Source organism: Marinactinospora thermotolerans DSM 45154, assembly GCF_900167435.1.
Taxonomy (GTDB): Bacteria; Actinomycetota; Actinomycetes; order Streptosporangiales; family Streptosporangiaceae; genus Marinactinospora; species Marinactinospora thermotolerans.
On record NZ_FUWS01000012.1, the window covers coordinates 193,868 to 214,633 of the forward strand.

Annotated in this window: 18 protein-coding genes and 2 tRNA genes; 6 read left to right on the top strand and 14 right to left on the bottom strand. The window is 71.8% G+C overall.

The window, feature by feature from the left end; translation table 11 throughout:
- Positions 1-53: 53 nt before the first annotated feature.
- The 4 genes from B5D66_RS20765 to xylB form a co-directional block, all read right to left on the bottom strand.
- The gene (locus tag B5D66_RS20765; protein ID WP_144390231.1) at positions 54-1,943 is read right to left on the bottom strand and encodes an endonuclease/exonuclease/phosphatase family protein; all 1,890 of its coding nucleotides are present in this window, start codon (positions 1,941-1,943) and stop codon (positions 54-56) included.
- Between the two features lie 115 nt (positions 1,944-2,058).
- On the bottom strand, positions 2,059-3,594 hold the full coding sequence (locus B5D66_RS20770; protein ID WP_078763508.1) for an alkaline phosphatase D family protein: 1,536 nt from the start codon (positions 3,592-3,594) through the stop codon (positions 2,059-2,061).
- Between the two features lie 268 nt (positions 3,595-3,862).
- The gene (gene xylA / locus B5D66_RS20775; RefSeq protein ID WP_078763458.1) at positions 3,863-5,020 is read right to left on the bottom strand and encodes a xylose isomerase; all 1,158 of its coding nucleotides are present in this window, start codon (positions 5,018-5,020) and stop codon (positions 3,863-3,865) included.
- The gene (xylB, locus tag B5D66_RS20780; RefSeq protein WP_078763459.1) at positions 5,017-6,477 is read right to left on the bottom strand and encodes a xylulokinase; all 1,461 of its coding nucleotides are present in this window, start codon (positions 6,475-6,477) and stop codon (positions 5,017-5,019) included. Before xylB ends, xylA begins: the two co-directional genes overlap by 4 nt.
- A 163-nt stretch (positions 6,478-6,640) precedes the next feature.
- On the opposite strand from xylB, the gene B5D66_RS20785 reads away from it, so the two are divergent.
- Positions 6,641-7,897 (top strand): ROK family transcriptional regulator, encoded by a 1,257-nt coding sequence (locus tag B5D66_RS20785; protein ID WP_078763460.1) that lies wholly within the window; start codon positions 6,641-6,643, stop codon positions 7,895-7,897.
- 57 nt (positions 7,898-7,954) lie between these two features.
- On the opposite strand, the gene B5D66_RS20790 is transcribed toward B5D66_RS20785, so the two are convergent.
- The 9 genes from B5D66_RS20790 to galU all read right to left on the bottom strand — a co-directional run bounded on the left by B5D66_RS20790 (position 7,955) and on the right by galU (position 15,994).
- Entirely contained in the window at positions 7,955-9,262 is a 1,308-nt protein-coding gene (locus tag B5D66_RS20790; protein WP_235001131.1) for an MFS transporter, read from the bottom strand.
- Between the two features lie 233 nt (positions 9,263-9,495).
- Positions 9,496-9,684 (bottom strand): hypothetical protein, encoded by a 189-nt coding sequence (locus B5D66_RS20795; protein WP_078763462.1) that lies wholly within the window; start codon positions 9,682-9,684, stop codon positions 9,496-9,498.
- Between the two features lie 857 nt (positions 9,685-10,541).
- Positions 10,542-10,615: transfer RNA gene (locus tag B5D66_RS20800), tRNA-Ala, on the bottom strand.
- A 60-nt stretch (positions 10,616-10,675) separates the two neighbouring features.
- Positions 10,676-11,332: a divisome protein SepX/GlpR gene (sepX, locus tag B5D66_RS20805; protein ID WP_078763463.1), complete on the bottom strand. Its 657-nt coding sequence runs from the start codon at positions 11,330-11,332 to the stop codon at positions 10,676-10,678.
- A 473-nt stretch (positions 11,333-11,805) separates the two neighbouring features.
- On the bottom strand, positions 11,806-12,465 hold the full coding sequence (locus B5D66_RS20810) for a GNAT family N-acetyltransferase (protein ID WP_078763464.1): 660 nt from the start codon (positions 12,463-12,465) through the stop codon (positions 11,806-11,808).
- 218 nt (positions 12,466-12,683) lie between these two features.
- On the bottom strand, positions 12,684-13,196 hold the full coding sequence (locus tag B5D66_RS20815; protein ID WP_144390232.1) for a MogA/MoaB family molybdenum cofactor biosynthesis protein: 513 nt from the start codon (positions 13,194-13,196) through the stop codon (positions 12,684-12,686).
- The gene (moaC, locus tag B5D66_RS20820; RefSeq protein WP_078763466.1) at positions 13,193-13,702 is read right to left on the bottom strand and encodes a cyclic pyranopterin monophosphate synthase MoaC; all 510 of its coding nucleotides are present in this window, start codon (positions 13,700-13,702) and stop codon (positions 13,193-13,195) included. The genes B5D66_RS20815 and moaC overlap by 4 nt, the downstream gene beginning before the upstream one ends.
- 106 nt (positions 13,703-13,808) lie before the next feature.
- Positions 13,809-15,026, bottom strand: a complete 1,218-nt coding sequence (gene glp / locus B5D66_RS20825) for a molybdotransferase-like divisome protein Glp (RefSeq protein ID WP_078763467.1) — start codon at positions 15,024-15,026, stop codon at positions 13,809-13,811.
- Between the two features lie 38 nt (positions 15,027-15,064).
- The gene (galU, locus tag B5D66_RS20830) at positions 15,065-15,994 is read right to left on the bottom strand and encodes a UTP--glucose-1-phosphate uridylyltransferase GalU (protein WP_078763468.1); all 930 of its coding nucleotides are present in this window, start codon (positions 15,992-15,994) and stop codon (positions 15,065-15,067) included.
- A gap of 182 nt (positions 15,995-16,176) precedes the next feature.
- On the opposite strand from galU, the gene B5D66_RS20835 reads away from it, so the two are divergent.
- The 4 genes from B5D66_RS20835 to mscL all read left to right on the top strand — a co-directional run bounded on the left by B5D66_RS20835 (position 16,177) and on the right by mscL (position 18,709).
- Positions 16,177-16,782 carry a 5-formyltetrahydrofolate cyclo-ligase gene (locus B5D66_RS20835; protein WP_078763469.1) on the top strand — a complete coding sequence of 202 codons (606 nt, stop codon included), beginning with the start codon at positions 16,177-16,179 and terminating at the stop codon, positions 16,780-16,782.
- A 160-nt stretch (positions 16,783-16,942) separates the two neighbouring features.
- Positions 16,943-17,260 (top strand): FmdB family zinc ribbon protein, encoded by a 318-nt coding sequence (locus B5D66_RS20840; RefSeq protein WP_078763470.1) that lies wholly within the window; start codon positions 16,943-16,945, stop codon positions 17,258-17,260.
- Between the two features lie 251 nt (positions 17,261-17,511).
- On the top strand, positions 17,512-18,174 hold the full coding sequence (cpaB, locus tag B5D66_RS20845; protein ID WP_078763471.1) for a Flp pilus assembly protein CpaB: 663 nt from the start codon (positions 17,512-17,514) through the stop codon (positions 18,172-18,174).
- Positions 18,175-18,304: 130 nt separating this feature from the next.
- Positions 18,305-18,709 carry a large conductance mechanosensitive channel protein MscL gene (gene mscL, locus B5D66_RS20850; protein ID WP_078763509.1) on the top strand — a complete coding sequence of 135 codons (405 nt, stop codon included), beginning with the start codon at positions 18,305-18,307 and terminating at the stop codon, positions 18,707-18,709.
- Between the two features lie 63 nt (positions 18,710-18,772).
- On the opposite strand, the gene B5D66_RS20855 is transcribed toward mscL, so the two are convergent.
- Positions 18,773-19,792, bottom strand: a complete 1,020-nt coding sequence (locus B5D66_RS20855; protein WP_394330076.1) for a D-alanyl-D-alanine carboxypeptidase family protein — start codon at positions 19,790-19,792, stop codon at positions 18,773-18,775.
- Between the two features lie 502 nt (positions 19,793-20,294).
- Here B5D66_RS20855 and B5D66_RS20860 point away from each other — a divergent pair.
- Positions 20,295-20,367 (top strand) — tRNA-Arg (locus tag B5D66_RS20860).
- Positions 20,368-20,766: the final 399 nt, after the last annotated feature.

The following is a 20,766-nucleotide window of genomic DNA, read 5'->3' on the forward strand; positions in this document are numbered from 1 at the left end:
TGTACCCGAACGGTCAGGTCCGGTCGCCGCGCGGTCAACCCCCGTGGCCGGGATCAGTCGTAGTAACGGTCGTGCTCCGCGTGGTCGGTGCGCCGGTCGCCGCTGAGCGGCCGGAACCGCAGGACCTGCGGGTCGTGGTCGCTGACCTGGTCGTGGAACTCCGCGTTGACGTGCACGATGTCGTAGTCGACGCGATCGGCGAGGCGGGGGGCGGCGAGCATGTGGTCGAGGGCCTGGGAGTTGCCGTCGTAGACGTAGCTGTAGCGCTCGGACTCCGGCAGCCGGGTCATCGGGTTGTGCAGACCCCCGCGGCCGGTGAGGATGCGCAGCGTCGGGGCGAACCAGAAGTCGTTGAGGTCGCCGACGACCAGCACGTTGGCGTCGCGGTCGGCCGCGAGGAGTTCGTCGGTGAAGTCCCGGACGAGTTCGGACTGGGCCTCGCGCTGCGCCTCGGTGACGCGCTGCGGAGGCTGCCGGACGCCGTGGAGGGGCTGGTCGCCTCCCTTGGAGGCGAAGTGGACGGTGACGACGAAGACCCTGCGCCCCTGGAACTCGAACTGGCCGACGAGCGGTTTGCGGCTGTCCGTCCACGCCTGGTCGCCGGGCTGGATCCGGCCGGGGGAGACACTGAGCCCGGGCCCGCCCCGGCCCGTGTCACGGACCTCCACGGGGGTGGTGGCGTCCCCGCCGGGGATGTCGGTGAAGGAGACCCGCGCGGGGTTGACCAGGAAGGCGTTGCGGATGTTGCCTCCGGGTTGGCCGCCGTCGGCGTTGTTCACGGGGCTGACCTGACGCCATTCGTAGGCGGGACCGCCGGCCGCCTCGATCGCGGCGGTGAGCCGGTTCAGGGTCCGGGTCGGGTCGACGGTGCCGTCGTCGGTGGGGCCGCTGTCGTCTTGGATCTCCTCCAGGGCGAGGATGTCGGGGGAGGCGAGGTTCTCGGTGATCTCGGTGGCGAGCCGGTCGAACTTCTGCTGCCCGTCACGCGCGGAGAGGTTCTCGACGTTGTAGGTCGCCACCGAGAGCTCCCAGTCGCGCGCCCGCCTGGTGGTCTCGCGGCGTAGCCCGTTGTCGACGTGTTCGCCGAGCGTGGTCGCCTTGACCAGGTAACCGCCGTAGGCGCTGTAGTACAGCGGCCCTTCGGTGACCCCGGCGAGCTCGTCTCCCACGTCGGCCCGGGGGAAGGGGCGCTGGGAGAAGGGGATCAGCGACTCCACCTTGAGACGTCCGGTGTTGGGACCGTCGTAGGAGGTGTAGGCGGTGCCTCCCCGTCGGGTGGGGTTCTCGCGGGGTTTCGTGGTCACCCACAGGGCGTCGTATCCGTCGGTGGGACCGACGACCCGGGCGTCGGTGACGCGCACGCGCATGTGCTCGTGGGCGGCCCAGTAGTCCAGCGCGTAGCTGCCGGGACGCAGTTCCCGTTCGGAGAGGTCGCCGCGGCGGGAGGGCGCGTGGGTGTCGGGCACCGCGCCGCGGTCCACATCGACCGCGGCGGGCAGCTCCTCCCCGGAGGAGGTGACCGTCCACGTCGCGTCACCGAGTTGGGTGATCGTCTGGTTGACGCTGTCAGCTCCCCCGGGCCGGTACTCCTCGACCGTGCCCGCGACCTGGACCGCGTCACCCGGCCGGACGGCGGGGGTGGTCGTCCCGGTGAACACGAACAGCGCCTCGCTGGTACGCGGGTCCCCGTCCCCCTGGGGGTCCTGGAACCAGAACCCGCGGGCCTGGCCGAAGGCGTTCACCGCGGTGACCACCCCGGTCAGTCCGCTGACGTCGGTGCCGGCGTAGGGCGAGGTCCGTGTCACGCCCTGGATGTCGTGGACACGCAGGCCGTCGCCCGGCCCGGCCCAGGCCGGCCCGGCCGCGAGCAGGGGACATGTGGTGAGGACCGCGACCACCGCGGCGGCCGTTCGGGGATATGAGAGGGCCACGCTCTCCTCCAAGTGGGATCGGGAGGCCCATCGTGCCCGTCGCGCGTAGCGGACGGGAGGACGCTGAGTGAAGAAAGCGTCTCGGAGCGCGTCCGCGCCCCGGCGGCGCGGGGCGCGGACGCCACCGTCAGCGCAGTCCCCGGGGGTCGAGGTAGGGGAGCCGGCGGTCGCGGGCGACGGTGTAGCGGGTCAGGGACTTCACCGGTGATCCCGGACGGGTCACGTAGGACAGCACCCGGAAGTCGGCCTGGATCGCCTCGGGGGTGATGTCGCAGCGCACGTAGCCTCGCTGGGCGTTGTACATCTGCACGTGCGGGTTTTGGAGCCAGATGTCGGCGAGGTCGTCGCTGGCCCGCCCGTCCATGTCGGAGGAGATGGAACTTCCGACGAGCTCGACACCGAGCGTGGCGGAGTCGGGGTCGTCGAAGTCCTTCTTGAGCTCGGCGGCGACGTTGCGGTGGGTGTCACCGGTGAGCACGACGAGGTCGGCCTGCTCCCGTTGCGCGGCCGCGGCCAGCACCCGGTCCCGGCAGGCGGGGAACCCGTCCCACTGGTCGTTGCTGAAGGCGCGGCCCGATCCGGTGTCCCGGTTGATCTGGGACATCACGACCTGGTTGGCGAGCAGGTTCCAGCGGGCCCGGGAGTTCCTCAACCCGTCGATGAGCCAGCGCTCCTGGTCCTCGCCGAGGATCGAGCGTTCGGGGGCGTGGCGCTCCTCCGAGTCGTCGATGACCCGGCCGGCCGGATAGGCGTCGCGATACTGGCGGGTGTCGAGCACGTGGATGTCGGCGAGGGAGCCGTAGGACAGGCGGCGGTAGAGCCGGACCGACGGCCCCGAGGGCGTCTGCACCGAACGCAGCGGCAGGTTCTCGTAGAAGGCCTGGTAGGCGGCTGCCCGCCGGTTGCGGAAGGTCTCCTTGGCCGTGCCCCGCACCGACACGTCGGCGGCGTAGTTGTTCTCGACCTCGTGGTCGTCCCAGGACAGCACCCACGGCGCGGCGGCGTGCGCGGCCTGGAGGTCGGGGTCGGTCTTGGTCAGGGAGTAGCGCAGCCGGTACTGCGCGAGCGAGACGACCTCGGCGGAGTGCTCGTCGCCGAGGTCGACGTCGCGTTGGAGGTTGCCTCCGGCGACGATGCCGTACTCGTAGACGTAGTCGCCGAGGAACAGGACGGCGTCCAAGACCTCGTCGGCCATGTGCCGGTAGGCCGTGTAGTAGCCGTGGTACCAGGCCTGGCACGAGGCCGTCGCGATGGACAGCAGCGGGACCATGGCGCCGGCCTCTGGCGCGGTCCGGGTACGCCCGACCGGGCTGATGTGCTCGCCGACGCGGAACCGGTAGTAGTAGTCGCGGGCCGGGCGCAGCCCGCTGACCTCCGGGTGGACGGAGTGGGCGAGTTCCGGGGTGGCGACGGCCGAACCGCGTCTGACCACTCGCGCGAACCCCTTGTCCTCGGCCACCTCGTAGGACACCTCGATGTCGCGGTCGGGCATCCCACCGCGCCCGTCGGGGTCGAGGGGGTCCATCGCGAGTCGGGTCCACAGGACCACGCCGTCGGGGAGAGGGTCTCCGGAGGCGACACCGAGGGTGAACGGGTCTTTCGGGAGGCTGCCATCGGCGAACACCGGTGTGGGCGAGGTCCCCAAGCCCAGCATGAACGCCATGCCGCTCACCCCCGTGAGCTGGAGGAACGTACGTCGGCTGGTTCCTCGCGCGAGTGAAGCGGCGAGATCGGACACGATGCCTCCCGACTGTTCTGCGTCGAAACCGGGCATCATTCTCCGAGACATCATCACTTTGGGTAATGAGACGCGCACGGATTGGTGACATCCATACGAAAGATTCGCGGTCCCGCCCACCGGTGAGGGCGACGCCCCTCCCACGACGACGGCCCCGGCCCGTGGGGGCCGGGGCCGCGACGGCGGCACGGGGTCAGCGCACGCCGAACAGGTGGTCCATCGCCAGCTGGTCCAGCCGCTCGAAGTGGTAGCCGCGTTCGCCCGCCGCGTCGACGTCGAAGTCCTCGGCGAGCAGGTCGGCCAGGCTCTCGCCGGTCCCCAGGGTCGGCTCGGACAGTTCGGCCACTCGGGACGCCGCGAGCGCGTCGGCGACCTCGGGGTCGGCCCGGAACGCCGCCGCCTTCTCCTTGAGGATCAGGTAGTTGCGCATGCAGGCGGCAGCCGACTCCCACACGCCGTCGACGTCCTCGGTCCGCGGCGGCTTGAAGTCGAAGTGGCGCGGACCGTCGTAGCCCGAACGCTCCAGCAGGTCGACCAGGAAGAAGGCCTCCTTGACGTCGCCGGCGCCGAACCGCAGGTCCTGGTCGTACTTGACGCCGCGCTGGCCGTTGAGGTCGATGTGGAACAGCTTGCCGTGCCACAGCGCCTGGGCGACGCCGTGCGCGAAGTTGAGGCCGGCCATCTGCTCGTGGCCCACCTCCGGGTTCACCCCGACCATTTCGGGGTGCTCCAGTTCGCCGATGAAGGCGAGGGCGTGGCCGACCGTCGGCAGCAGCACGTCACCGCGCGGCTCGTTCGGCTTGGGCTCCACCGCGAAGCGCAGGTCATACCCCTGCTCGCGGACGTAGCCGCACATCAGGTTGAACGCCTCGCGCAGCCGCTCCAGCGCGGCGCGGTCGTCCTTGCCCGCCTCGGTCTCGGCGCCGTCCTGGCCACCCCAGCAGACGAAGGTGCGCGCGCCGAGCTCCGCCGCGAGGTCGATGGCGCGCACCGCCTTGCGGATGGCGTAACGCCGGGTGGCCCGGCTGTTGGAGGTGAAACCGCCGTCTCGGAACACCGGGTGGCTGAACAGGTTGACGGTGGCCATCGGGACGGTCAGGCCGGTCTCGTCCAGCGCCTTGCGGAAACGGCCCAGGATCGCGTCGCGTTCGGCGGCGCTGCTGCCGGGCGGGATCAGGTCGTCGTCGTGGAAGGTGATGCCGTAGGCGCCGAGACCGGCGAGCCGGTGCACCGCCTCGGCGGGGTCCAACGGCGGGCGGACGGCGTCGCCGAAGGTGTTCACCCCGCGCCAGCCGACCGTCCACAGGCCGAAACTGAACTTGTCCTCGGGTTCGGGCCGGTAACTGCTCATCGCTGACCTCTCGTGTCGTGGGCCGAAGGCGTGGCTCCGGACGTTGCGGGCTCGGTGGGCGGGGGCACGATCGTGTCGCGGGCCGCGGCGTACTGTTCCCGGATGACCGGTTCGGGGTCGGCCTCATAGGTGCTGGGGGCCGCCGTGGCCGTCCATTCGGGCGGCTCGGGGGTGGCCGCGAGGGCCCAGGCCGCCTGGCGGGCCGCCCCGTCGGCGACGTACTCCCCGTCGGAGGGCACGAGCACCGGACGGCCGAAGACCTGCGGGGCGACCGCGCGTACGGCGGCGCTTCGGGCGCCTCCTCCGATGAGCAGGATCCGGCGTACCGGGACCCCCTGGGCGGCGAGGGCGTCGACCCCGTCGGCCAGGCCGCACAGCAGCCCCTCGACGAACGCGCGGGCCAGATGTCCGGGACGCAGGTTGGCGCGGGTCATCCCGGTCAGGTGCCCGGTGGCGTCGGGAAGGTCGGGGGTGCGCTCGCCGTCGAGGTAGGGCAGCAGGGTCAGGCCGCCCGCCCCCGGCGGGGCGGCCAGCGCCGCGGCGTCGAACTCATCGCGGTCCAGGCCGAGGGCTGCCGCGCCCGCGCTGAGGACCCGGGCGGCGTTGAGGGTGCACACCAGAGGCAGGAACCTGCCGGTGGCGTCGGCGAATCCGGTGACCTGTCCGCTCGGGTCGGCGGTCGGCCGCTCGGCGACCGCGAAGGCGGTTCCAGAGGTCCCGATGGAGACGACGACATCGCCCGGCCGGGCGTCGAGGCCGAGGGCCGCCCCCATGTTGTCGCCGGTGCCGACGGAGACGACCTCGATCGGGGGCATGCCCTCGGCGGTGACCGGGCCGAGGGCGTCGGCGGGCGCGGCCACGCGGGGGACGGCGAGGTCGCGGCCGAAGGCCAGACGCAGCAGGTCGGGCCGGTAGGCGCCGGTGGCCGGGGAGAAATAGCCGGTCCCCGAGGCGTCGCCGCGGTCGGTGACCGGCTCCGCCGCGCCGGTGAGGCGGGCGGTGAGCCAGTCGTGCGGAAGCATCACCTGGGCGACACGGGCCGCGTTGGCGGGCTCGTGTTCGGCCAGCCAACGCAGTTTCGTCACCGTCAGGCTGGCGACGGGGACGGTGCCGACCGCGTCGGCCCACGCCCGTGGGCCTCCGAGTTCGGCGATGAGGTCGCGGGCCGCGCCGGCGGAGCGGGTGTCGTTCCACAGCAGCGCGGGGCGCACCGGGACGCCGGACTCGTCGAGCGCGACCATCCCGTGCTGTTGCGCGGCGACGCCGATCGCCGTGACGCCGTCGAGCAGGCCGTCCCCCGCCGCGCGGCGCAGCGCCTCCCACCACACCCCCGGGTCGATCTCGGTCCCCTCGGGATGTTCGGCGCGCGCGGAACGGACCTGGGCGCCGGTGACCGCGTCCCGCACCACGATCTTCGTGCCCTGGGTGGATGAGTCAACGCCCGCGACGAGCGGCATCGGACCTCCGTGGAGTCGAATCGTGCCGGTCTGCCGGGCACTTGTACGTTCCCGGTCCGCCAATTAGTTTGGTTACTGAACTAACGAGGTGTCAACACCCCCGGAGCCGCGCCCACGGGTGTGCCGTGGCCGCGCACCGGCCCATGACGAGACGAGCCCGCCGATGCCCACTCCTCCCCCTCCCACCGGCCCGGCCGGTCTGCACGACATCCGCGAGACGAATCTCGGCAGCGTGCTGCGGGCCATCCGCGAAGGCGCACCGTGCTCGCGGGCCGAGGTCGCCGCCGCCACCGGGCTGACCAAGGCGACCGTCTCCAGCATCGTCACGGAGCTGATCGACCGCGGGCTGGTCCGCGAGTCCGGCGCGACGGCCGAACGCCGGGTCGGCCGCCCAGGGGTCATGCTCTCCCTGGACGATCGGGGTTTCGTCGCGTTGGGGCTGGAGGTCAACGTCGACTACCTCACCCTGGTCGCCGTCGACCTGCTGGAACGCGAGGTGGTGGCCCTGCACGAACCGTTCGCGGCCCGTGACGCCGGCCCCGAGGAGTGCGCCGCGCGGCTGGCCGACCTGGCGCTACGCGCGCTGGAGGAGCCGTCACTGGCCGGACGCGCGCTCCTCGGGGTCGGGGTCGCGGTCCCCGGGATGATCGACGCCGCCGAGGGGAGGGTGTACGACGCGCCCAACCTGGGCTGGCGCAACGTCCCCCTGCGCGCCTGGCTGCGGGAGCTGCTCCGCAAAGGCGGAACGCCCGACGTCCCGGTGCTGGTCGACAACGACGCCAACCTGGGAGCGGTCGCCGAATACCGCGGCGGGCACCTGAGCCACACGCCCGACCTCGTCTACATCACCGGCGAGGTGGGCATCGGCGCGGGCGTCCTGGTCGGTGGCGCGCTGTTGCGCGGCTCCACCGGCCAGGCCGGCGAGATCGGGCACATCCCGCTGCGCCGGGGCGGCCCGCGGTGCGGCTGTGGCCGCCGGGGCTGTCTGGAGTCACTGGCCGGGATCGACGCGATCCTGCGCCAGACCGTCCCCGACCTCGTGCCGGCCGGTCCGCTTCCCGGGACGGACCTGGCCGCCGCCGTGGCGGCGACCGTCGAACGCGCCCAGGAGGGGCGCGGGGCCGTCCAGCGCGCGCTGCGCCGCTCGGGCACCTGGCTGGGACGCGGGGTCGCCACGCTGGCCAACCTGGTCGATCCCGACGTGGTCATCCTCGGCGGCTACTTCGCGCCGTTGGCCCCCTGGCTGCTGCCCGCGTGCCGCGCGGCGGTCCAGGCCCACGCCATCGCGCCCCGCCGCGGCGGGTTGCGGGTCGAGGTCTCGGAGCTGGGGCTGACCGCCGCCGCCCGCGGGGGCGCGGCCGCGCTCATCGAGGCGCTGGACACCGGACGCACCCCGCCTCCCTCCCCCGCCTCGCGTTGAGCCCGTCGGCGGATCTCCGGCCGATCGCGTCCGCCCCCTGCCGGGGCAGGGGGCGGGTCAGTCGAGCATCGTGACGCCCCGCGTCTCCCGCAGGGCCCACAAGGCCGCCATCGAGACGAGCCCGACCACCGAGACGAACAGTCCGACCGCCGTCGAACCGAGCGGCGTGGCCTGCAGGCCGGTGGCGACCAGCGGCGGCACGGCTCCCCCCAGGACACCCCCCAGGCTGTAGGCCAGGGAGGAGCCGCTGTAGCGGTAGCGCGCGCGGAACAGTTCGGGCAGGAAGGCCCCCATCGGCCCGAAGATCAGCCCCATCACGACCAGGGCGATCGTGAACGCGATCGTCGTCCCGACCACACCGCCGGCGTCGACCAGTGGGAACATGACCGTGCCGTAGCCCACCGCCAGTCCCGTGCACACGAGCATGGTGGGCCGCCGCCCGTAACGGTCCGACGCGGCGGAGGACCAGGCGATGCTCCCCGCCATGCACACGGCGCCGACCATCGTCGCCAGGATGACGGAGTTGCGGTCCAGGCCCAGCTCGGACGTCGCGTAGGACAGGCCGTAGGCCGTCGCCATGTAGAAGAGGCAGTAGGTGACGGCCATGGCCAGTGCCCCGAGGACGACCTCGCGCCACTGGTGACGCAGCAGCTCCAGGAACGGGGCGCGGGCGACCCTCCGCTCGTCCATGACCGCCCGGAAGACCGGTGTCTCGGCGATCCGCAGCCGTACGTACAGGCCGATCACGACCAGGACGAGACTGAAGAGGAAGGGCACCCGCCACCCCCACGCCGCGAACTGCGCGTCGTCGAGCAGATAGCCGAGGGCCAGGAAGAGCCCGTTGGCCGCGATGAACCCGGCGGGCGGTCCCAGCTGGGGGAACATCGCGTACCGGCCCCGGCTCCGCTCGGGCGCGTGTTCCGTGGCGAGGAGTGCCGCGCCACCCCACTCGCCCCCGAGGCCGATCCCCTGGAGTAACCGCAGCAGCACCAGGAGCGCGGGCGCGAGGACGCCCCATTCGGCGTAGCCGGGCAGAAGGCCGATGGCGACCGTGGACAGGCCCATGACCAGGAGCGAGGCCACGAGTACGGATTTACGGCCGATGCGGTCGCCCCAGTGCCCGAAGAGGAGGGACCCCAACGGCCGGGAGAGGAAGGCGACGGCGAAGGTCGAGAACGAGGCGAGGCTGCCGGCGACCGGATCCAGGGCGGGGAAGAACGCCTCGTCGAGGACGAGGGCCGCCGCCGTGGCGTAGATGTAGAAGTCGTAGAACTCGATGGCCGTGCCGACGAAGGCCGCGACCGCCACCCGCCGCATGGGGACGGGTCCGGAGCGTGACGATGTGTGCGCGGGGGACGCCGCCACCTCGGTCTCCTTCCAGGCGCATGATCGGGGAGACGGCCTTCGGGTCCGCCGGCCTTTCCCCGATCCGCGCCAGAGACGCGCCGGGGTCGGGTGGCCCCGGTCACAGCAGAACCCTAGGGGAGATCCGGCTGCGCGGGGGCGTTCTCGGCCGGACCCCTCCCTGGACGAGCCGGCCCCCGTCCCACCGAGGTGGAACGGGGGCCGGCCGATTGACGACGCGTCGCCTGGACCTATCAGTACCAGTTCCAGCTACCGCTGGCGAGGACGCGCTGGTCCTCGCCGCCCTGGGCCTGGTCGGCCCCGGTCAGGTAGGAGGCCAGCTGCGTGGCCGTAGTGGCAGCGTCCTCGGCAACAGCCGGCAGGGCCGTTCCCAGGAGTGCCGCGGCCGAGATCGCGATGACAGCACTGATCTTCTTGAGCACAATGCACCTTTCGCTCGTAGCGCGAGTCCATCCCCGGCCACAAAATGACGTATCGACCACAGAGTGCACAACCCCCGCAGCCGCGCAGTGACCGCGATTGAAATCATATTGGGATATCTGACTTACGTTAGAAAAAGCACATCTCCCCCAAACCGCCCATCGACACCTCTCGGGAAACGGAACATATCGCCACTTCAGCGCCCTATTTCCGATCGCTGACGTGAACGCTCCCGCCCCGAGCTCGCATCCCTTGCCTCTCACGGGACACGAGAGCCCCTCGACCGTCTCCCCCACGGGTCATCCGCCGCAGGCCGGCCGCCCTCGCCGCCGAAAGATGACGGGCATACCATCACAGGCGAGGCGGAAACCCCTCTGAGAGGGTGGAACACACAGTCGTCCACACACGGAACGAACTGCCGGAATTCCGATTGGCCGCTCCCGGCCACAACCCGGCCACCAGGAGGGCTCCGGCACGTTTCCCGCTCGCCGAGGAGCACCATCCCCCGGAACCCGCGCCCCGCCTCGCCGCGCGCGAACGCGCACCCGCGTCCCAGCGCCGACCGAGGAGAGCAGGCCTTCGGTCTCCACGGCTCCACAGGAGCGGATCGGACCCCACCCTCCCCGCGCCAAGGACCGAGGAGCCGGAGGAAGACTCCGGGTGACTTCTCACACGTCGCACTCTAACCACAGCATCGGCCCATTCGCGGGCGAATTTGGAGATTCACCCATTCACAGAGTCGACGTCCAGTACGCCCCAGGCGGTGACGGCCTCCCGCCACGGCGGCGTGGCGGCAGCGCCACCCCGGATACGCGGAAGGCCCGTTCCGCTTTGGCGGAACGGGCCTTCCATCCATGGGTGGAGCTGAGGGGATTTGAACCCCTGACCCCCTCGATGCGAACGAGGTGCGCTACCGGACTGCGCTACAGCCCCTCAGGACGTGATAAACACTAGCAGCTTTCGACGGATGCTCGAAACCGACCGCCTCGCCGGTCAGTCGCCGGCCGCCCGGAGCTGGGCGTCGGTGTACTGGTCGTACACCTCGTCGCGCCGCCCGGCCAGCTCGATGACCTCGGCCTCGCGGGCGGCCGCGGCCTGCCTGCGCGCGCGTGCCATCTCACGGCGGCGCAGGTACTCGGCCTCGGCCATCCTCTGCTCGGCGTCGGCCTTGGCCGCCTCGCGCAGCAGCGCCAGGTGGCCCAGCAGCAGGCCCGCGGGGGGAAGCACCACCCACCACGGTCCCAGCTCGGCGATCACGGCGAGGGCCGTCACGGTGAACAGGGTCGCCAGCCCCGCGGTACGGCGGCGCCTGCGCGCGATCACCCGGGCGCGCCCGTGGGAGATCTGCGGTTGCGGCGGCGCCTCGGAGCGGGCCTCGGCCTCCTCCTCGGGGTCCTCCCCGGCGCGGGCGGCAGCGGCGCGGGCGGCGACCACGGCGGCCGAGCCGTAGTCGATCACCTGGGTCTCCACCGCGTCGGGGGACACCTCGTCGGCCGCCCCCTCCTCGGTGGCGTCCTCGTCCCCCTCCTTGGCGGTGTTCCGGCGCAGCGATTCGGGCGCGGGATCGGTGGCGTCGCGGCGCAGCATCATGGGGATCAGCACGATGATCCACACCACGACGATGGCCACATACAGAGGAGAGCTGCTCATCGCCCCTCCTCGCACCGCCGGCCGTCGAACATTCCTGGACACACCCACGAGGCGGCGGCGACGCCCCGGCCCCCGGAGGGGAGGGGTCCGACGCTATCCCGTCGCGGACCCGACCTCCGTCGGGATCCGGTCCGGGTGCACCGTCCGGTCTCCTGCCGCCCCCGCGCGCCATACGCACATGTTGCCCACATCGCCGATGCGCCTACGTTCCGCACCGTACGACCCGGTGTCTGGAAATGCGCAGTATTCGGGCCGGAGTGTCGTGAGATCGCTGTCTTTCCTCATCCACAGACGAATTCGCCACCCCTGAACATGCAGGTCAAACCATCAACCACATACAGTTAAAGCAAAAAAGCAAAGAGTTACGATCCGCGTTCACTCCCCTGACGGCCACACGGGCTTGGGGAATTATCCCGCGAACGCGGGAGCGCTGTCGGCGGTTCGGCGGCGCTCCTCTCGCACGCTGTGCGAAGCTACACCGTTTCGGGGCCCGCGGTATCCGACTTCCGGTCCCCCAGGTCGTCCCCTGTGCGGCGGCGCCGCCACCGGGCGAGCAGCCCCTGGGGGACGTCCTCGACCGTCAGGGCGTAGCAGATGTGGTCGCGCCACTCCCCGTCGATGTGGAGCTGCCTTCGGCGCACCCCCTCCTCGCGGAAGCCGAGTTTCTCCGCGACCCTGCGGCTGGCCCTGTTCTCCGGACGGATGTTGGCCTCGATCCGGTGCAGTCCCACCGTGAAGAAGGCGTGGTCGACCGCGAGCGCGACCGCGGTCGGCGTGACCCCCCGCCCGGCGCAGGCCCGATCGATCCAGTACCCGACCTGGGCGGAACGGGCCGACCCCCAGGTGATCGCCCCGACGGTGAGCTGTCCGGCGAAACGCCCTTCGTAGGTGACGGCCCACGGCATGGCGATACCCAGGCGAGCCTCCCTGCGGATGGCCTGGACCATGCCGAGGTAGGGGGCCAGGCTCGTGGTCTGCAGGGGCATCTCGGGGTGGGTGGGCTCCCAGGGCTTGAGCCAATCGGCGTTGCGCACGCGCACCTCGCGCAGCGCGGAGGCGTCACGCAGACGCAACGGACGCAGTCCGACCGGCCCTTCCTCAAGGGACACCGGCCAGCCTCGAATCCGGTTCACAGTCTTCCCTCCGCCGCCTCGGTCCTCTGCCGCCCGCGGGATGGGGGCGACCGCCTCGTGGGGCGCGGGGGGCGTGCCGCCTCCCGAGGTGGTAGGGCTCAGTATTCCACTCCGGCCCCGAACCTCACGGCACTTACCGGACATAAAAGGCAAAGCGGACTGGCGAATTTCGTCGTCCGGGAGCACGGGACCCCCTCTCGGCCCCGCGCCCCCGTCGCTCAGCTCCCGCCCTCGGAACGCGGGTGGTCACCGCCGCGCACCTGGTCGACGGCATGGCGCAGGATCGGCCCGAGGACCGCCATGCCATCGCGGACCCCGCCACTGGACCCCGGCAGGTTGACCACGAGCATGCGGTGCCCGTCCGACTCGGCCACCCCGGCCAGACCGCGCGACAACGTCGCCGTGGGAACGCCCTTGTCCCGGCCCGCCGCGCGCAGCGCCTCGGGGATCCCCGGGATCTCGTAGGCGAGCAGGGGACGGGTCATCTCGGGCGTGGCGTCATGGGGGTTCAGCCCCGTGCCCCCCGTGGTGACGGCCACGTCATACCCCTCCGCCAGCGCCCGCCGCAACGCCTCGGCGACCGGCGGCCCGTCCGGGACCACCCACGGCCCCACCACCGCGCACCCGGCCTCCGCCAGGGCCGCGGCGAGCACGGGGCCCGACCGGTCGGCGTACACGCCCGCGGCGGCCCGATTGGAAACGGTGATGGCGACGGCCCGATAGGCGTTCACGCCCTCTCCCCCTCCGCCCGCGCCGGCCTGCGCCAGTGGCCCGTCTTGCCACCGGTCTTCTCCTCGACCCGGACATCGGTGACGACCGCCGCGGGATCGAGCGCCTTGACCATGTCGACCAGGCCGAGCGCCGCCGTCATCACACAGGTGAGCGCCTCCATCTCGACACCGGTGCGGTCGGCCGTGCGGACCGTGGCACGGATGTCGACACCGTGATCACCGACCTCGAGGTCCACATCGGCGCCGTGCACCGCGATCGGATGGCACAGCGGCACCAGGTCGGGGGTGCGCTTGGCGCCCTGGATGCCCGCGATGCGGGCCACGGCGAGCGCGTCGCCCTTGGGGACCCCCGCCCCACGCAGCGCGGCGACGACCTCGGGGGACAGCAGGACCCGGCCGGTCGCGGTGGCGGTGCGGGCGGTGACCTCCTTGGCCGAGACGTCGACCATGCGGGCGGCCCCCGCGGAGTCGAGATGGGTGAGCCCGGACGGATGGGAGTCGGACATGGGTATCTGCGAACCTTCCTCGTGACGACGCCGTTTCACGCCCGACGTTACGCACCCACGGCGCCGACGTGACAAGCGGCGGTCGGCCGCGCGGCACCGCGCCTCGTCACACGGCGGGCAGCCGCAGCGCCTCCACCTCTTCGCCAGCGGGAAGCTCGGTGACGTCCTCGGGGATCACCACGAGCGCGTTCGCCTCGGCCAGCGCGGACAGTTGGTGCGACCCCTGGCGCAGCGCCGGAGCCGCGGTGTAGCCGTCGGCGTCGTACTCCACCACGGCCCTGAGATAGGAGCGGCGCCCCCGGGGCGAGGTGACCGGCTCGGCCAGCCTGGCCCGCACCGACGGCAACGGCTCGGGCGGCAGGCCGCGCAGCCGGAACAGGGCCGGGCGCACGAAGAGGTGGAAGGAGACGAAGGAGCTGACCGGGTTGCCCGGCAGTGTCAGGATCGGGGTGGCCGGGGAGCCGACGGTACCGAACCCCTGGGGCTTGCCCGGCTGGACGGCGACCTGTTCGAAACGCACCGTGCCCAGCCGCGACAGCACCTCCTTGACGACGTCGTAGGCGCCCATGCTGACCCCGCCCGTGGTGACGATGACGTCGGCCCGGGGCACCACGTCGTCGAGCGTGGCGAGCACCGTCTCGGGCCGGTCCCCGATGAACCCGTGGCGGTAGGCGTCACAGCCGGCGTCCCGCGCCGCCGCGGTGAGCATGAAGCTGTTGGACTCCCAGATCTGGCCCGGACCGATCGGCTCGCCCGGCTCCACCAGCTCCTCGCCCGTGGACAGCACGACGACGCGCGGGCGGGGGCGGACCCGGACCGACCTGCGTCCGACCGCCGCGAGCACGGCCAGCTCCGCCGCCCCCACCCTGGCCCCCTCGCGCAGCACCGTGGTGCCCTTCTCCACGTCCTCCCCGGCCCTGCGCACGGCGTTTCCCGGACGGACCGGGTGGTGGATCGCCGCGCGGGCGACACCCCCGTCGGTCCACTCGACCGGCACCACCGCGTCGGCCCCCGTCGGCATCGGCGCCCCGGTCATGATCCTGGCGCACGTCCCCGGCGGGATCGCCCCCGAGGAGGCGTCCCCCGCGGGGATGTCGGCGACGACCGGAAGCGTCACGGGCGCCCCGGGCACGGCGGCGGCCACGTCCGCCGCGCGCACGGCGTAACCGTCCATCGAGGAGTTGTCGAACTGGGGCAGCGCCACCGGCGAGGCGACGGTCTCGGCGAGCACACCTCCGTGCGCCCGGAGCAGGTCGAGCTCGATCGGGTCGATCGGGCCCACCACGTCGAGAATGTCGGCGACGTGCTGTTCGACGGATTTCATCCCGCTCCTCACACCCGTTGTCATGGGCACGCCGGACGTCACTCCTGCGTGCCCGTCCCGCGCTCCGCCACGAACTTGCGCAGCCAGGGAAGGAACTCCTCGGCGAGGTCGGGACGGTCGCAGGCGAACTCCACCACAGTGCGAAGGTAGTCGACCTTGTTCCCGGTGTCGTAGCGCTGGCCGCGGAACAGCACCCCGTGCACCGGGCCGCCGTCGGCGGGCTTGCGGTGGGCCAGCTCGCGCAGCGCGTCGGTGAGCTGGATCTCCCCACCGCGGCCGGGCGGGGTCTCGCGCAGCACGTCGAACACCGCGGGGTCACAGATGTAGCGACCGATGATGGCCCAGCGGCTCGGGGCCTGGTCCGCCGGGGGCTTCTCCACGAGGTCGGTCACGGTGACGACGTCGTCCTCGTCGGTGGCCTCGATCGCGGCGCAGCCGTACAGCGACACCTGTTCGGGCTCGACCTCCATGAGCGCGACGACGCTGCCGCCGTAGGTCTCGCGCACCTCGATCATGCGCTGGAGCAGATGGTCGCTGTCACCGATGAGGTCGTCACCGAGCAGGACGGCGAACGGCTCGTCGCCGACGTGGGCCGAGGCACACAGCACCGCGTGCCCGAGACCGCGTGGCTCTCCCTGACGCACGTAGTGGACCTGCGCCAGTTCGCTGGACTCCCGGATCGAGTGGAGCCGCTGTGTGTCGCTCTTGGCCCGCAGCGCCTCCTCGAGTTCGTAGGCGCGGTCGAAGTGGTCCTCGATCGACCGCTTGCTACGACCGGTGATCATCAGGACATCGTCCAGTCCCGCCGCGACCGCCTCTTCCACCACGTACTGGATGGCCGGTTTGTCGACGATCGGCAACATCTCTTTGGGCGTCGCCTTGGTCGCGGGCAGGAAGCGAGTGCCCAGGCCCGCGGCGGGCACCACGGCTTTGCTGACGGAGGCGACGGCGCGTTGGGAATCAGCCATGCCGGAACTTTAGGCCAACGGATGGACCCGATCCCCGGCAACGCGCGCGGAGAAGGCCCACTGCTTGGGGAAAACCGCCGTTCGGCGGGCGGGGGCGCGCCGACTGTTCACCCTCTTTTCCGCGATTCCTCACCCCCGACGCCCCCTATGGTCCCCAGCGGGAACCTGGGAGACTGCCCCGCATGGACGGCACTGGCACGAAACCGGAGCTGCGCAGGCGGATCCTCGCCGCCCGCGCGGCCATGTCCGAGGCCGAACGCGACCGCGCGGCCTCGGCCATCCGCGACGCGGTTCTCGGGCTTCCCGGGATCACCATGGGCGGAACGGTCGCCGCCTACTACTCGGTGGGCTCGGAACCCGGCACCCGCAAACTGGTCGCGGCCCTGTGGCGGCACGGGGTCTACGTCCTGCTGCCGATCTTCCTGCCCGACGGCGGGCTGGACTGGGCCGTCTACGAGGGCCCTGACAGTCTCTCCCCCGCCGCATACGGGTTGCTGGAGCCCACCGGGCCGCGCTACGGGGCCGACGCGCTACGGCGCGTCTCGACCGTCATCTGCCCGGCCCTCGCCGTCGACCGGCGCGGCGTCCGCCTGGGGCGGGGCGCGGGCTGCTACGACCGCGCGCTGTCGCTGGTAGGGCCCAACACGACCACGCTGGCCGTGACATACGACACCGAACTGCTCGGCGAGCTCCCCGCCGAAGAGCACGACCGCGCCGTCAAAGGGGTGGTGACGCCCGGGAGCGGGGTGATCCGCCTTCCCGCCGACGGCGGGGACGCCCGGGGATGACCCGCCCCACCGGGCGTCCCGTGGAACACCTCCCCCGCCGTCCGCGTTACACCGGCGGGCAGCAGTTCACGACGGCGCCCCGCCCCCGATGTCGCGTTCCCGCTGTCCGAGCGCGTACTATTTAGCAGTCGTCGGGCGAGAGTGCCAGCAAGGAGGATCCGTGCCTACGTACCAGTACGCATGCACCGAGTGCGGCGCCGAGATGGAGGTCGTGCAGAGCTTCAGCGATGACGCCCTGACCGTGTGCCCCGAATGCCAGGGCAAGCTCCGCAAGGTCTACTCCGCCGTGGGGATCGTGTTCAAGGGGTCCGGCTTCTACCGCACCGACAGCGGTTCCAGCTCCAACAGCTCCGCCCTGACCGGTTCCTCCTCGAAGAGCCCGGAGTCCTCCGGCGCCTCTTCCGGCGGCTCCGACTCCTCCTCGTCCGCCAAGGGGGCGAGCGCGGACTCCGCGGCGTCGTCGACGAAGGTCGCCTGAGCCCCTCCCCGTGTGGCGCGCGGGCGTCGCGGCCGTGGCCGCGCGCCCTCTCCTCCCGGAGACCTCCCGCGGCGCCGGAGGCCGCGCCGATTCCCGGCGACCTGGCGCGGGCCCCGGCCGGCCGGGGCCACCACGCTCTGCTCGATCCACATCGGACCGGGGCCGTCCCACGCGGGGCGGCCCCGGTCGTGGTGTCACCACCCTGTGGACGACGCCGACACCGCCCGGCCCGCCGCGCCTAACGTGCGGGCATGGACATCCTCGCCCCCCGCCGCGGGTTGCGCCGCGGCCCCGCCCGCACCGCCCTGCTCCCCGTCCGCTGGCGCCGCGCCCTCGGCGCCGGCTGCGCCGCGCTGGCCCTGACCTCCGCCGTCTTCCTCCTGCGCCCCTCCGCCCCGCCCTCCGTCGACGTCGTGGTGGCGGCACGCGACCTCACCGCCCGGTCCCCCCTGGGGCCCGGCGACACCGAGGTCCGCGCCATCCCCCGCTCCGCCCTCCCCGACGGCGCGTTGGACGCCGACACCCGCCTTGACGGCACCGCGCTTCGCGGACCGTTGAACCGCGGCGAGATCATCACGTCGGCCCGCGTCGCCGACCCGCCGGCGCGCGGGTACGGCGACGGGCTGGTCGCCGCCCCCGTCCGGATCGCCGATTCCGGCTACGTCTCGCTGCTGCGCCCCGGCAGCCGTGTCGACGTGCTGGCCGCGCGGGGCGATCCGCTCGGCACCGGTCCGGGCGGGCCCGGGCCCCCGGCCGAATCCGTCGTGACCGACCGTCCGGTCCTCGCCATCCCCTCGGAGGGGTCCGTCGACGAGCCCGGCGCGCTCCTCCTCGTCGCCGTCACCCCCGGCGAGGCCGCGCTCCTCGCCGCCCGATCCGCTACGGATCGACTGTCCGTCACCATCCGGGGCTGAACGTTAACCTGGCGTGGTGGGCGCGAGCCTCCTCTCGCCGCGCCACCGGCGGCGGCACCCGCCGACCCACCTCCCTGATCTCCCGGTGCCCGTGTGGAGACACCTGACGTTTCTTGGGGAACGGCACATGATGAACGGTTTCAAGAAGTTCCTGCTCCAGGGCAACCTGGTCCAGCTCGCGGTGGCGGTCGTCATCGGCGCCGTGTTCTCGAATCTGATCACGGCCTTCACCGAAGGGTTCATCACCCCGCTGCTCGGCATTTTCGGGGGCGTGCCGAAGTTCGGCGACCTCTACTTCACCATCAACGGGAGCAGGTTCCTCTACGGTGCGTTCATCGACGCCCTCATCGCCTTCCTGATCACCGCGACGGTCCTGTACTTCCTCATCGTGCTGCCCATGACGCGCCTGCTGGAGCGGTTCGTCAAGGCCGAGGAGGCCACCACCCGCCCCTGCCCCCAGTGCCTGAGCGAGATCGACATGCGGGCCACGCGCTGCGCCCACTGCACCTCCGAGGTCGTCCCCGAGAAGGTCTGAGAACGGCGACGGGCGGCTTGGGACGGGTCTCCCCGTCCCAAACCGTCCGTCGGCGGACCGGGCTCAGCTGCCGCCGGAGGCGGTGTGCTCCCAGTGCCACGGTTCGAAGGGACTGGAGTAGGCCCACTGCGGATGGAACCAGTTGTACTCGCGCGAGTTGGCCTCCAACCAGTTGAACTCGGGCGACCCCTGGGTCTGCACCCCGCCGCACAGGTCCACGGCGAGTCCCAGACCGTGGTTGCTGGTGCCGGGCACCGCCGCGTAGCCGGGGGGCTGCTCGGCGTAGACCCGTTGCTGGTTGGCCAGGTCCCGGTAGGAGCTGGTGATGCACAGTTCCTTGCCGAAGTGCTCGGTGAACGCCTCGTTCAGCCTGAGCAGGTCGACCGCGGCGTCGGCCCGCAGGAAGTGACCCGACTGGTGCAGCTCGCACAGCGAGCCCTGGGGCAGCAGCCCGTTGGGGTAGCCGGCGGCCGCGGTGCCCGCCGAGGCGTCGCACTCGATCCCCGCCATGTAGGCGTCCACGGACAGGCCGCGGTTCTCCAGCTCCTGCATGAGCCGGTCGGTGCTCTCCTCGGACTGGGCGCGCAGCGCGTCCAGGTCGTCGGCCAGTTCGACCCGCTCCAGCTGTGTCTCGGACTGGAGTTCCTGGGCGGCGCTGGTCAACTCGATCTGCCTGTCCCGCAGGTCGTTGGCCTCGGAGAGGACCGCCTCCTGGTTCTCCGAGAGCTTGAGGACGTGCGCCTCGGCCTGGAGGTCGCTGTCGATCGACCCCGAGGTCATCAACCCGAGGACGCCGACGTCGGGCTGCTGGTACAGGGTGCTGGCGAGCTGGGCGAGGGGTTCGCGCATCTCCGACAGACGCACCTCCGTCTGCTGGAGCTCGTGCAGCGTCTGGACCAGTTCCTCCTGGGCGGCCTCCAGGGCCTCTTCCCGCTGGGTGTAGTCCTCGGTGGCCTGTTCCAGTTCCTCCCTGGCCTGATCGGCCTGTTCCTTCAGGGAGTCGAGGTCCTCGTCGGCGGCGGCCTGCGACAGCGCGGACGCCGTGATCACCTGGCCGGTGGGGGCCAGGAAGAGCGTCAGCACGAGGGTGCAGGCGACGCCGAGTAGGGACCTCGACCGCGGCCGGAGGGGTGCATCGGGCGAGGCCCCGCTTCTCGGTCCGCGGTCTCTTCGCCGCTTCGAATCGAGAACGAACGGCACGTGGATCCTCCGGGCTGCCTTTTCGGTAATTCGCGTAGCCGAATCGCAACGTACTACACGTCCGCAATCGGACGCGCTAACGAAATCGACCGAACGTCGCGTAATAGTGCGTCCGATACCGGAATCCGGCCGTCGAACGCGCGGACGCATAATGAAACGCCTGTTCAAGGGCCGTTAATCCCCCCGGAGATCACGTCGCGCGGGAGGCTCCGGCCATACCGGTCCCCCGCCGGACGCCGCCACCGTGTGGCGAGTATCACCCGGGGTCGATGACAACCCTACTCTCCGAAGCGTACTGAACCCGCCCCCCTTCGGCTTCGGCGCGTCCCATGCGGCTCCTCTCGCACCACGGATCGCGTTCGTCCGTTAGGCTTGGATCCGCATCGGCCTCATAGCTCAGGGGACAGAGCACCGCTCTCCTAAAGCGGGTGTCGCAGGTTCGAATCCTGCTGGGGCCACAGATTCGGGCCGGGACCTCCCGCCGAGGAGCCCCGGCCCTCACCTCCTCTCGCGTCCCTCCTGAGGGTCGCCCGCGGGCCGCATCCGCTCCGTCGATCCGCGCGCTGTCGGCTCGCTCCACGAACCCCTCGTTTCCCGGGGCCCGGAACGGCGCGCGTCCTGCGGGGACGGCCGCGCCTTCGGCCCGGAGAGGGAAGTACGTCACATCCGGGATGCCTGTCCGCCGGCGTCGGCTCCGTCACCCGGGCCCACGCGCTTCTCGTGGAACCGCCGAGGTCGTCCGACTTCCCGGCCGCATCGGGGGAGAGACGCCCCCGTGTCGCCTCAGCGACTTCCACCCGGAACCGAAGACGAGGCGCCGATGGGACGGCCTCTGCGACCGCCGGGGGAGGGCCGCG

Coding starts and splice junctions, on each gene's coding strand:
- mscL (WP_078763509.1), top strand. CDS start 18,305: ATGAACGGTTTCAAGAAGTTCCTGCTCCAGGGCAACCTGGTCCAGCTC.
- sepX (WP_078763463.1), bottom strand. CDS start 11,332: ATGAGCAGCTCTCCTCTGTATGTGGCCATCGTCGTGGTGTGGATCATC.
- B5D66_RS20835 (WP_078763469.1), top strand. CDS start 16,177: ATGGACGGCACTGGCACGAAACCGGAGCTGCGCAGGCGGATCCTCGCC.
- B5D66_RS20785 (WP_078763460.1), top strand. CDS start 6,641: ATGCCCACTCCTCCCCCTCCCACCGGCCCGGCCGGTCTGCACGACATC.
- B5D66_RS20770 (WP_078763508.1), bottom strand. CDS start 3,594: ATGGCGTTCATGCTGGGCTTGGGGACCTCGCCCACACCGGTGTTCGCC.
- xylA (WP_078763458.1), bottom strand. CDS start 5,020: ATGAGCAGTTACCGGCCCGAACCCGAGGACAAGTTCAGTTTCGGCCTG.
- galU (WP_078763468.1), bottom strand. CDS start 15,994: ATGGCTGATTCCCAACGCGCCGTCGCCTCCGTCAGCAAAGCCGTGGTG.
- glp (WP_078763467.1), bottom strand. CDS start 15,026: ATGAAATCCGTCGAACAGCACGTCGCCGACATTCTCGACGTGGTGGGC.
- xylB (WP_078763459.1), bottom strand. CDS start 6,477: ATGCCGCTCGTCGCGGGCGTTGACTCATCCACCCAGGGCACGAAGATC.
- cpaB (WP_078763471.1), top strand. CDS start 17,512: ATGGACATCCTCGCCCCCCGCCGCGGGTTGCGCCGCGGCCCCGCCCGC.
- moaC (WP_078763466.1), bottom strand. CDS start 13,702: ATGTCCGACTCCCATCCGTCCGGGCTCACCCATCTCGACTCCGCGGGG.